Source organism: Corynebacterium otitidis ATCC 51513, assembly GCF_000296405.1.
Classification (GTDB): Bacteria; Actinomycetota; Actinomycetes; order Mycobacteriales; family Mycobacteriaceae; genus Corynebacterium; species Corynebacterium otitidis.
The window spans coordinates 518,923-530,234 of the sequence record NZ_JH815192.1; the positions used below are offsets into that span (position 1 = coordinate 518,923).

9 protein-coding genes are annotated in these 11,312 nt (G+C 71.6%); 5 read left to right on the forward strand and 4 right to left on the reverse strand.

Features of this window, described 5'->3' with window-relative positions; genetic code table 11:
* Together HMPREF9719_RS02280 and HMPREF9719_RS02285 are read right to left on the reverse strand one after the other, a co-directional pair.
* The coding region (locus HMPREF9719_RS02280; RefSeq protein ID WP_004600350.1) for a hypothetical protein at positions 1-516 on the reverse strand (516 nt) is incomplete at its 3' end.
* 143 nt (positions 517-659) lie between these two features.
* The gene (locus HMPREF9719_RS02285) at positions 660-1,178 is read right to left on the reverse strand and encodes a hypothetical protein (RefSeq protein ID WP_004600351.1); all 519 of its coding nucleotides are present in this window, start codon (positions 1,176-1,178) and stop codon (positions 660-662) included.
* Positions 1,179-1,357: 179 nt separating this feature from the next.
* Between HMPREF9719_RS02285 and HMPREF9719_RS02290 the strand changes: the two genes are divergently transcribed.
* The 3 genes from HMPREF9719_RS02290 to HMPREF9719_RS02300 all read left to right on the forward strand — a co-directional run bounded on the left by HMPREF9719_RS02290 (position 1,358) and on the right by HMPREF9719_RS02300 (position 5,285).
* Positions 1,358-2,485, forward strand: coding sequence for a MalY/PatB family protein (locus HMPREF9719_RS02290; protein ID WP_004600352.1), 1,128 nt, complete (start codon positions 1,358-1,360; stop codon positions 2,483-2,485).
* Positions 2,486-2,607: 122 nt separating this feature from the next.
* Positions 2,608-4,029, forward strand: coding sequence for a branched-chain amino acid transport system II carrier protein (gene brnQ, locus HMPREF9719_RS02295; protein WP_046644506.1), 1,422 nt, complete (start codon positions 2,608-2,610; stop codon positions 4,027-4,029).
* Between the two features lie 227 nt (positions 4,030-4,256).
* A complete protein-coding gene (locus HMPREF9719_RS02300) occupies positions 4,257-5,285 on the forward strand; it encodes an LLM class flavin-dependent oxidoreductase (RefSeq protein WP_004600354.1) in 1,029 nt (342 codons plus the stop codon).
* Positions 5,286-5,433: 148 nt separating this feature from the next.
* On the opposite strand, the gene HMPREF9719_RS02305 is transcribed toward HMPREF9719_RS02300, so the two are convergent.
* Positions 5,434-7,362, reverse strand: a complete 1,929-nt coding sequence (locus HMPREF9719_RS02305) for a BCCT family transporter (protein WP_004600355.1) — start codon at positions 7,360-7,362, stop codon at positions 5,434-5,436.
* Between the two features lie 138 nt (positions 7,363-7,500).
* Entirely contained in the window at positions 7,501-8,412 is a 912-nt protein-coding gene (locus HMPREF9719_RS02310; protein ID WP_004600356.1) for an AEC family transporter, read from the reverse strand.
* Between the two features lie 53 nt (positions 8,413-8,465).
* Here HMPREF9719_RS02310 and HMPREF9719_RS02315 point away from each other — a divergent pair, with 53 nt between their 5' ends.
* Positions 8,466-9,614: an alkene reductase gene (locus HMPREF9719_RS02315; RefSeq protein WP_004600357.1), complete on the forward strand. Its 1,149-nt coding sequence runs from the start codon at positions 8,466-8,468 to the stop codon at positions 9,612-9,614.
* Between the two features lie 84 nt (positions 9,615-9,698).
* A complete protein-coding gene (locus HMPREF9719_RS02320) occupies positions 9,699-11,243 on the forward strand; it encodes an ABC transporter substrate-binding protein (protein ID WP_004600358.1) in 1,545 nt (514 codons plus the stop codon).
* The last annotated feature ends 69 nt before the right edge of the window (positions 11,244-11,312 follow it).

The following is an 11,312-nucleotide window of genomic DNA, read 5'->3' on the forward strand; positions in this document are numbered from 1 at the left end:
GGCCCGGGTGGCGGCCTGCGCGGCGCTGGTTGCGGCCGCGCGCCAGGCGTCCGCGGCCTGCGCGGCGTCCCCGGTGCGTGAGGATCTAGCCCGCTGCTCGAGTTCGGCGAGGCCGGGCAGCCCGCCGCAGGCGGGCGCTGGGAAGGAGAAGGAAGCGAACCGGCGCGGCGGCCGGGGCGGGAAGCCGGCCACCGCGAAGCTCGCGGCGCCGCGCTCGAGGGCCGCTGCGGAGGCGAGGTCCTGGCCGGTGACGGCCGCGAACGTGGCGCCGAGGCCGTCCGCGGACCAGGCGAGCTCGTCGGCGAGCGAGGACAGCACGGCGCGGGCGGAGCCGTCGCCGCCGCGCAGGAACCCGCCGTGGTGCCCGCCGAGGTTGCCCAGCCCGGAGATCGCGGAGAAGCTCCCCGACAGGGCGGTCGACTGCGCGCGGGCGGCGGCGCCGCGCAGCTCGTCGGCCGCGCCGCGCAGCTGCTCTGCGGCGCGAGAAAGGGCGCGTGGATCTAGGCTGAGCTGCACGGTCGTCTCCCCCGCTCGGTGGTGTGCCCGCCGGTCGTGGTCTTCGGGGCGGGCGGTTGGAACGGTGGGCTTAGACGACGGCGTCGCCCGGGCGGGTTCCCGGGCGGCGCGCCGCTTAACGGAAGGCGCAGGAAAAGCGCCGGCTAGTTGAGGTTGCCGCGGTAGACGACGTTGCCGATGCTGAACTCGGCGTCGGAGAGCGCCCCGACGGTCGTGTCGTAGGGGAAGCGCAGGTTCGTCGCCGCGCCGGCGCCGAGCGGGAGGTCGAGGCCGTCCTGGTTGACGGTGCCGGCGTCCTCCGCGGGGAGCCGGTCGACGGACTCGCCGCCGATCTCGAGGGTGGGCTCGTCGAGCGAGTCGGGGTGGAGCGGCTCCTCGTTGTCGTTCCTGATCCGCACGGTGATGATCGCCCCGCCGTTGGGGCCGGCGGTGGGCTGCTGCAGCGTCCAGGTCACGCCCATACCCTCGTCCTCGATGCGGTCGTGGGTCTCAGGCGGGTCGACGACGATGGGCTCGGTCTCCTCCGGCTCGGCGGTGGGCGTCGCGCTCGAGGTGACCTCGATCTCCTCGTCCGGGTTCCCCGAGCCGTCGCCGTCGCCGCAGGCGGTGAGGGCGAGAAGGCAGCCGGCGACGCCCGCCGTGAGCCACCGGGATGCGCGCATCCGAGTCATGTCCACCTTTCCGCCGGCGCGCGACGCGCGTCCCCGGCGAGCGAGAAGAAAAATAACCGGCCACCAGTCTAAAACCCCCGCGCGCCCGCCGGTAATCTCCCGTACCCTGCCGCCGGAGGGCTGAATAATTAGCCGGGGGCACCCGCGCCGCGCCGCTACACTCGGCGGCCATGGATACGCTCAGCTACGACCAGCTTCGCGCCCGCGGGACCCGCAAGTGGACGGTCTACCCCGAGGACGTGCTGCCCGCGTTCATTGCCGAGTCGGACTTCCCCACCGCCCCGGCGGTCAAGGACCGGCTGCGCCGCGCGGTGGAGGATGAGACCTTCGGCTACACGCCGGGCTCCTCGGACCTGCAGCAGTCACTCAGCGACTTCTACGCGGACCGCTTCGGCTGGCGGCCGCGGCCGGAACTCATCGACTGGGTGCCCGACGTCGTGCGCGGCCTCACCCTCGCCGTCGAGCACCTCACCCGGCCGGGCAGCGCGGTCGTCGTGCCGCAGCCGGCCTACCCGCCGTTCCTCTCCATCCCGCAGGCCGCGGGCCGCGAGAAGATCGACCTCGACGCCAACGGTGGGCTCGACCTCGCGGAGCTCGAGGAGGCCTTCGAGAAGGGCGCGGGCTCGCTGCTGCTCTGTTCGCCCTACAACCCGCTCGGCTACACGTTCAGCGCCGAAGAGCTGGGCGACCTCGTGGAGCTCGCCGCGCGCCACGACGCGCGCCTCCTCGTCGACGAGATCCACGCCCCGCTCGTCCTCGACGGGACGCACGTGCCCGCCGCCAGCCTCTCTAAGAAGGCCGCCGAGGTGTGCGTCACGGTGACCGCCACGTCGAAGGCATGGAATATCGCGGGCCTGAAGTGCGCGCAGATCGTCTTCAGCAACGAGGACGACCACCGGATCTGGCGCGGGCTCGACAAGGTCACCAAGGACGGCACCGGCACCCTCGGGGTCATCGCGGCGGCGTCGTGCTACCGCGACGCGCGCGACTTCCTCGACGAGGAGGTCGAGGTCATCCGCGCCAACCGCGACCGGCTCGTCGAGGAGCTGCCCCGCCGCGTGCCGGGCCTAAAGGTCGCCCGCCCGGAGGCGACCTACCTCGCGTGGCTCGACTTCCGCGACACCGCGATCCCGAACAACCCCGCCGCGCACCTCCTCAAGCACGGGCGGGTCGCGCTCCAGGAGGGCACGAACTTCGGGCTCGGCGGCGAGGGCTTCGCCCGCCTGACGTTCGGCACCTCCCCGGAGGTGCTCGGCGACCTCATCGACCGCATCGCCGAGGGCGCCGCAGCCTCCTAACGCTCCCCACCCGCATCCCGCCTGGCGGGATGGTGTCCCCGGGTGGTTTTCGCGGGGTGGACGCCGGCAGTAGACTCTTTCTTCATCATTCCCAGCGATTCGTGAAGAAAGACTGCTCAACTATGACGTCCACTACATCATCGGGCTCGCGGCGTCTGTCGCCCTGGCTGGTCGTCGCGACGGCCTTCATGCTGTTCTCGATGTATTTCGGCGCCGGGAACCTCATCTTCCCGCCGGTCCTCGGCGTCGAGGCCGGGGAGAACTTCGCCCCCGCGATCATCGGTTTCCTCGGCGGCGGCGTGCTCCTGCCGGTGCTCGGCATCATCGCCATCGCCGTGTCCGGCACGAACGTCCGTCACCTCGCGGCGCGCGCCGGCGTCGTCTTCGGCATCATCTTCCCCGTCGTCGCCTACCTCTCCATCGGCGCGTTCTACGCGCTGCCCCGCACCGGCGCGGTGAGCTTCTCCACCGCGATCCAGCCGCTCACCGGCTGGGACTCGCTGGCCGCCTCCGCGGCGTTCAACTTCGTGTTCTTCGGCGTCGCGCTGCTGCTCGCCTCGAACCCGTCGCGGCTCATCGACAACCTCGGCAAGATCCTCACCCCGATCCTGCTCGTGCTGCTCGTCGTGCTCATCGTCCTGTCGATCGCGAACTTCTCGGACACCCCCAACGAGCCCAACGAGCAGTACGCCGACGCGCCGCTCGCCGGCGGCTTCATCGAGGGCTACCTGACGATGGACTCGATCGCGTCGCTGGCGTTCGGCATCGTCGTCATCAACGCGCTGCGCTCCGCCGGCGTGAAGCCCGGCCGCAAGCTGCTCGGCGGGGTCATCAGCGCCGGGGCCATCGCCTGCCTGCTGCTGGGCCTCATCTACGTCGGCCTCGGCGTCATCGGCCTGCGCATCGAGGGCGGCGAGCAGTTCGAGGACGGCGCCGGCCTGCTGGCCTACACCGCGGGCTCGGTCCTCGGCGGGCCCGGCCAGGCGGTCTTCGGCGCGATCGTCATGCTCGCCTGCCTGACCACCGCCGTCGGCCTCATCGCCGCGAGCTCCGAGTTCTTCAACTACCTGCTGCCCGGCGTGTCCTACCGGGCGTGGACGATCATCTTCACGCTCGTGTCCTTCGTGCTCGCCGCCGCCGGCCTGGAGACGGTCCTCAACATCGCCGCCCCGGTCGTCGAGTTCATCTACCCGCCGGCGATCACGCTCATCCTCCTCACGCTGGTGGAGCCGATGCTGCGCGGCAAGTTCTTCTTCTACTACACCTTCCGCGTCGCGATCTGGACCGCGGTCGCGTGGTCGGCGATGATGTCGCTCAGCGGCCTGGGCCTGAGCTTCCTCGAGCCGGTGATCTCCTGGGCGCCGATGCACGACGTGCAGCTCGGCTGGGTGCTGCCCGTCGCGATCGCCATCGTCGTCGGCGTCATCGCCGACGCGATCCGCCCGCACGAGCCGCCGGCCCGGCCCGGCCACCCCGGCCCCGCGGAGCAGGACCGGGAGGTCGTCTCCTCCCCCGGCGCCACGGCGAGCCACCCGGCCGCCTAGGCCTTATTAAGGCTCCCGCCGCCCCCGCCCGCGCCGCGCGGGCGGGGGCATTTTTCATGCCCGCGGACACGAGGGCGGCAACGCTCGCCGGCGGCCGCGAACCGCCGGGCGGAACTACACTGGGCGGGATAGCGACCCCGCGCCGCGGCCGAGCGACACCGATCCAGCCCCGCCGGCGGCGCGGGCCCGCGCGAGGACTCACCAAAAACCGCGAATGAGGGAGCGTCATGACTACCACCCCGCTGTCACTGATCGACTTTTGCACCGTCTACGGCGACGAGGCGCCCGGCGCGTCGATTAGGCGCTCGGTGGCGTTCGCGCAGCGCGCGGAGCGCCTCGGCTACGGGCGGATCTGGTACGCGGAGCACCACAACATGCCCTCGATCACCTCCTCGGCGCCGGCGGTGCTCATCGCGCACATCGGCGCGCACACCGAGCGCATCCGGCTCGGCTCGGGCGGGGTGATGCTGCCCAACCACTCCCCCTACGTCATCGCCGAGCAGTTCGGGATGCTCGCCGAGATGTACCCCGGCCGCATCGATTTGGGCCTCGGCCGCGCGCCGGGCACGGACATGAACACCCTCGGTAGGGCGTTGCGCCGCGACCCCAACGCCGCCGATAACTTCCCCCACGACGTCATCGAGCTGGGCCGCTACCTCGCGGGCGACTCGCCGGTGCCGGGGGTGCAGGCGATGCCCGGCGCGGGCACCAACGTGCCGCGCTACATCCTCGGCTCCTCGATGTTCGGCGCGACGCTCGCGGCGCGCCTCGGGCTGCCGTACGCGTTCGCCTCGCACTTCGCGCCCACGCACTTGAAGCAGGCGACGCGCTACTACCGGGAGAACTTCGAGCCGTCCGAGGAGCTCTCCGAGCCGTACCTCATCGCGGCTGTCAACGTCACGGCCTCGGACGACGAGTCGGACGCGCACCGCCAGAACGAGCTCGTGCGCCGCCGGCGGCTGGCGCGGATGGTCTCCCGCGGCGAGGGGCGCATCACCGAGGAGCAGCTCGACCAGCTCGTCGACTCGCCGCAGGGCCAGCAGGTGCTCGACATGCTGCGCTACACCGCGGTGGGCACCGCCCCGCAGATCCGCGAGTACCTCGAGGAGTTCCGCGACTCGGTGGGCGCGGACGAGCTCATGATCTCCGCGCAGGGCCCGACCGCGAAGGAGGCGGACCGCTCCGTGGAGATCCTCGCCGACGCCTGGGGCCTCGAGCCGAACGGCGTGGCCGCCGGCGACCCCCGCGAGCGCTAGCGCGCCGCATACCTCTATTACCGGGCCGCCTCGGCGGCCCGGGCGCACAAACACCACGCACGACGCCGGCCCCGCCGGGCGAAACCATCCGCCCGGCGGGGCCGGCGTTCTTGTGCCTTCGCGGCGAGGGCGCCGCGGCGTCGCGGCGCTAGCCGCGCCCGCCCGGCTCGCCGCCGGACGCGTCGCCGCCGCCCTCGTCGCCGTCGTTCTCGGCCGAGGTCTCGGGCGCGTCGTCCTCGTCGACGTCGCCGATGCCGATCGTGCCGCCGACGCGCAGGTCGCCCTTGAGGCGGAGGTTGCCCTCGGCGTCGTAGTCGATCTCCGGGGGCTGAATGGGCTTGCCCTCCTCGTCGTAGCCCGGCGCGGTGACCGCCTCGTAGGCCTCGAGCTTCTCCGGGCTATCGGCGGTGTCCCACTTGCGGGTGCGCACCCCGCGGGCGGCAGCCGCATCGTCGTGCATGCCCTTAAACAGGGAGGCCATCATGACGAACGCCATGAGGAAGAAGGGCACCGCCCCGATGATGACCACCTGCTGGAGCGTCTCGATGCCGGTGTCGCCGCCGAGCAGGAGCAGCGCGCCCGCGACCGCGCCGATGAGGCAGGCCCACAGGATCCGGTAGACCGTCGGCGAGGCGTCCTCGCGGCCGGTGCCGAACATGTCGTTGACCAGGCCCGCGGAGTCCATCGACGTGACGAAGAAGAGGATGATGACGACGATCGCGAGCCCCGACATGAGGTTGGTGAGCGGCAGCGACTCGAGCAGCGTGAACAGCGCGGCGGGCACGTCCTCCTGCTCGACGACGGGCTCGGTGATCGCGCCGGGGTTGTCGAGCTCGATCTCGACGCCGGCGCGCCCGAAGATCGAGAACCAGATCACGACGAACACGGCGGGCAGGAGCAGCGCGCCGCCGATGTACTGGCGCACCGAGCGGGCCCTGGAGATGCGGGCGAGGAACATGCCGACGTAGGGCGACCAGCAGATCGTCCACGCCCAGTAGAACACGGTCCACTTGCCCTGCCAGCCGGGGTTGGTGTTGAACGAGTCGGACCAGAACATCATCCGCGGCAGCCAGTCGAGGTAGATCCCGAAGGATTCGACGATCTGGCGCACGAGGATGAGGGTCGGGCCGGTGAAGAACACGAAGATCATGAGCGCGACGGCGAGCCCGATGTTGAGGTTCGAGATCACCTTGATGCCCTTGTCGAGCCCGGCGGCCACCGACAGGGAGGCGGCCGCGGCGATCGCCACGATGACGAGCAGCTGCACCCAGCTGACCTCGGGCACGCCCCACATCTTGTTGAGGCCGGAGTTGATCTGCAGCACCCCGAGCCCGACGGAGACGCCGATGCCGAAGGTGGTGCCGAGGATCGCGAGCACGTCGATGAGCCGGCCGGGGGTGGCGTAGATGTGGCGGCCGAGCAGCGGCGCGAACACCGAGGACAGGCGCGGCGGCAGGTGGCGCTTGTAGATGAAGTAGCCGAGCGCCAGGCCGGGCACGGTGAAGAGGATCCACTGGTGGATCGCCATGTGGTAGAAGGTGAACGCGAAGCCCTCCTCGACGCCCTCGGGGGACATGGGTTCGGCGTCGCCCATGGGCACGTTGTAGGAGTGGTTGATGGGCTCCGCCACGCCCCAGAACATGAGCACGGCTCCCAGGCCTGCGGCGAAGAGCATGCAGAACCACGACACGAGCGAGTGCTCGGGTTCCTCGTCGTCGTCGCCGAGCTTCATTGTCCCGTAGCGGGAGACGAAGATGACGAGCACGAAGATGAGCATGAGCGACGTGCCGCCGATGTAGAGCCAGTTGAAGTTCTCGAGCAGCCAGTCGGAGGCGGTGGTGATCGCGTCGTGGACGGCGTCGCCGAAGAGGAGGATCGCGCTGACGAACACGACGATGAAGCCGACCGCCCCGTAGACGACGAGCGGCTCGCCGCCGTGCTTGAGCTGGCGGCGCTCCTCGCTGCCGACCTCGGCGCCGGCGGCGTCGACGGTCGCGGGCGTGAAGAGGGTGGCGGCGCGACCGCCGCCGCGTTCCTCGTCGTCCTGGTTGGCGGCCTCGGTGTCGGATTGAGCCATGGTGGGGATTCCCCGTCTCTGGTTGTGCGAAGCGGCCGGCCCCGGGCGCGCGGGCGCGGGGCCGGCCGGGAAACAAACAACCCCGAGTCTACCGCGGCGTATCGTTTCGCCCTGCGAAGGGTTAGGGCCGCGGCCGGGCTAGTCGAAGAGCACCGCGAGCGCGAGGATGACCGGCGCGGCGACGATCGTGGTGACCACTCCGGAGTCTCTGGCCATCGCCTCGCCGGTGCGGAAGCGCAGCGCATAGGTGTAGACGTTCTGCGCGGTGGGCAGCGCGCCGAGCACGATGACCGCGAAGAGCGCGTCGCCGCCCAGCCCGAAGGCCAGGCCGATCGCCGCGGAGATGAGCGGGTGGAAGATATTCTTCGCGACGACGAGCGCCAGCACCGGGGCGGTGATGCGCACGCGCGAGCCGGCGAGCGACATGCCGAAGACGATGACCGCGAGCGGCACGGACGCGCCGGCGAGGATGCCGGCGGGCTCCGCGACGACGCCGGGCACGGGCACCCCGGTAATGGCGAAGGCCAGCCCCGCGAGCGAGGCGAGCAGCATGGGGTTGCGCAGGGGCACGACGACGAGGTTGTGGAGCCAGCCGTGCCGGCCGTGGTCGGTGACGATGTCAAGCGCCGTCGTCGTCACCGGGGCGTACAGCCCGACCTGGAAGAGCATGACCGGGATGACCGCCGAGGTGTTACCCAATACGTAGGCCGCGAGCGGGATGCCGAGGTTCCCGGCGTTCGCGTACGAGGCGGCGAGCATCCCGATGATCGACTCCCCGCCGTTGGCGCGGAACCCGAAGCGGATGACGAAGAAGAACACCACCCCGCTGGCGAGCGCGGCGAGCGAGACGACGACGAAGGAGACGTTGAGGATCTCCTCGAGCGGGTTGGTGGTGATCTGGTGGAACATGAGCATCGGCGTCGCCACGAGGTAGACGAACGAGCCGAGCGCACGCCTCCCGCTACCGTCGAGCGCGTCGAAGCGCTGCAGGGAGTACCCGACGGCCATGATCACACCGACGATCGCGAAGCCCTCGAGTGCGTCCCACACGCCGGACTATTGTGCCATGCCCAACTTTTCGCCCCGGGAGGAACGCCCGCCCGATGGAATCCTTTCGGGGCCTCGCTCGTTCACCGGGCATGGCACACAAGCTCTTTAGTCCCATTACCTTCGGCGCCCACGAGGCGCCCAACCGCGTCACGGTCGCCGGCCTGACCAGGCAGCGCGCAGGCGAGGACGGGCTGCCCACCGAGCTCCACGAGCGCTACTACTCGCAGCGCGCCTCCTTCGGGCTCGTCGTCACCGAGGGCAGCTTCGTCGACTTCTCCTCGCGCTCCTTCCCCGGGCAGACCGGCATCGCCAACGACGAGCAGCAGGCCGCGTGGACGCGCGTCGCCGACGCCGTGCACGACAAGGGCGGGCTGCTCTCCATCCAGATCATGCACGGCGGCCGGGTCTCCGCGCCCGAGATCCAGCGCGGCGCGCCCACCGTCGCGCCCAGCCCCCACTCCGACGGCGTGAAGTTCCACGACTGGGACGGCTCCTCGAAGGAGGCGCCCACCCCGAAGGAGCTCAACGTCGACGAGATCGCCGAGATCGTCGAGACGTTCCGCCGGGGCGCGCGCCGCGCCGTCGACGCGGGCATCGACTTCGTCGAGGTGCACGGCGCGAACGGCTATCTGCTCCACCAGTTCCTCGCGCCCAGCGCGAACCACCGCACCGACGACTACGGCGGCACGCCCGAGAAGCGCGCCCGCCTCGTCCTCGAGGTCGTCGACGCGGTCGCCGACGAGATCGGCGACGAGCGCACCGGCGTGCGCCTCGCGCCGCAGTTCCCCGTCCAGGCGCTCGACGAGTCGGACGACTCGGACGCCGCGGCGACCTACCGGGCCGTCGGCGAGGGGCTCGCCCGCCGCGACCTGGCCTACGTGTCGCTCTCGAGCCCGAGCCTTCGGGCCGCGGGCGTGGCCGCGGTGCGCGACGCCGTGCGCGAGCGCGGCATCCCGGTGCTCGCGAACGCCAGCGCCGCGACCGAGCCCACGAGCCTTGAGGACGCGGAGTCCTTCCTCGACGAGGGCCTCGGCGACGCGGTGGCCGTGGGCCGGCTGACGATCTCCAACCCGGACCTGCCGATTCGCTGGGAGCGCGGCCTCGAGCTCACCGAGCCCGACCAGGCGACGTTCTACGGCGGCGGGGCGCACGGCTACACCGACTACCCGTTCCACGACGACCCGGAGCCCTACCGCCCCTAGGGCCCCGACCGAGACCCTCCCGGCGACCTGAGACGAAGCTGGCAACTTCCTGCCAGCACTTGGGGCTGCTGCTAGGGTCTCGGCATGACGTTTTTCCGCCCCGCCGCCGGCGCCGCCGCGGCGGTGCTGGCCTGCGCGGCGGCGCTTGCGGGCTGCTCGGCGGGCTCGACCGCCGCGCCCGTGGCGACCGGCTCGGAGCGCGGCGTGACGGTGGCCCTCACCACCGGCCCGGCGAGCCTCGACTTCACGACGACGACGGGCACCGCGGTCTCCGACGCGATGATCGGCACCGTCTACGAGACCCTCGTCTCCGTCGACCCCGACGGCGAGATCGAGCCCCTGCTCGCCACCGACTGGGAGGTCTCCCCCGACGGGTTGACCTATACCTTTAACCTCCGCGAGGGCGTGGAGTTCTCCACCGGGGAGCCGTTCGACGCGCACTCCGCGAAGTTCTCCCTCGACCGGGTGAGCTCGCCCGCGTGGACGAACGGGCTCAAGGCCCGCCTCGACCCGGTCGACGAGGTCGTCGCCGTCGACGACCACACCCTCGAGCTGCGCCTCGACCGCCCCTCGAACGGGCTGCTGCGCGACCTCGCGGGCGTCGTCGGGGCGATGATGACGCCCGGCGGGGTCGACGAGCTCGCCACCGACCCGGTGGGCACCGGCCCCTACGAGGCGGGCCGCTTCCTGCCCGGCCAGTCGCTCGAGCTGCGCGCCCGCGGCGACTACTGGGGCGATCAGCCCGCCAACGAGGCGGTCGTGTTGCGCTACTTCCCCGAGGCGACGTCCGCGGTCAACGCGCTCGCCGCGGGCGACGTCGACGCGGTGTGGCGGCTGCCCGCGCCCTCCCTGCTCGAGGGGCTCCCCCGCGACGGCGGCTGGCAGGTCGACGTCGGCACGAGCGAGGGCGAGTTCCTCCTCGGCATGAACAACAAGAAGGCGCCCTTCGACGACCTCGCGGTGCGCCGCGCCGTGCTCACCGCCGTCGACCACGAGGCGATCCGCGAGACGGTCTACGAGGGCCTCGGCGTGCTCACCGGCGGCACCCCGGTGCCGCCCACCGACCCGTGGTTCGACCCCACGCCCCGCTACCCCTTCGACCCGGCGCGCGCCCGCGCGATCCTTTCCGAGGCGGGCTACGCCACCGATGGCTCGGACCCGCGCCTCAAGGTGACGATGACGGTGCCGGCCCGGCCCTACACGATGAACGCCTCCGAGCTGCTCTACTCGCAGCTCACCGACGTGGGATTCGACCTCGACCTCGAGCTGGTCGAATTCCCGCTGTGGATCGACGACGTCATCGGCCGCCACGACTTCGAGATGACGCTCGTCGCCCACGAGGAGCCGCGCGACATCCCGCAGCTCTTCGGCGACCCCGACTACTACCTCGGCGTCGACTCGCCGGCGATCCGCGGGCAGCTCGCCCGCGCGCAGGCCGCGCCCCCACAGGACGCCGCCGACGAGATGGCCCGCGCCGTCGACATCATCATGGCCGAGGCCCGCGCCGACACGATGCTCAACGTGCCCACCATCGTCGCCTCCCGCCCGGGACTTCGCGGCGTGGAGCCCACCGACATCGCCGAGGGCCTGCCGCTGGCGAGCCTGAGCCTCGAGGAGGGCAAGCAGTGACCGCCGCGCAGGTCGACACGCAGGCCGCACCCGGGGCGCGGCGCGCCCGGCCCCGCGGGCTCGCGGCGC

Bases quoted from the DNA above. Each gene is read 5' to 3' on its own strand.
- HMPREF9719_RS02285 (WP_004600351.1), bottom strand. From the start codon at position 1,178: ATGCGCGCATCCCGGTGGCTCACGGCGGGCGTCGCCGGCTGCCTTCTC.
- HMPREF9719_RS02290 (WP_004600352.1), top strand. From the start codon at position 1,358: ATGGATACGCTCAGCTACGACCAGCTTCGCGCCCGCGGGACCCGCAAG.
- brnQ (WP_046644506.1), top strand. From the start codon at position 2,608: ATGACGTCCACTACATCATCGGGCTCGCGGCGTCTGTCGCCCTGGCTG.
- HMPREF9719_RS02300 (WP_004600354.1), top strand. From the start codon at position 4,257: ATGACTACCACCCCGCTGTCACTGATCGACTTTTGCACCGTCTACGGC.
- HMPREF9719_RS02305 (WP_004600355.1), bottom strand. From the start codon at position 7,362: ATGGCTCAATCCGACACCGAGGCCGCCAACCAGGACGACGAGGAACGC.
- HMPREF9719_RS02315 (WP_004600357.1), top strand. From the start codon at position 8,466: ATGGAATCCTTTCGGGGCCTCGCTCGTTCACCGGGCATGGCACACAAG.
- HMPREF9719_RS02320 (WP_004600358.1), top strand. From the start codon at position 9,699: ATGACGTTTTTCCGCCCCGCCGCCGGCGCCGCCGCGGCGGTGCTGGCC.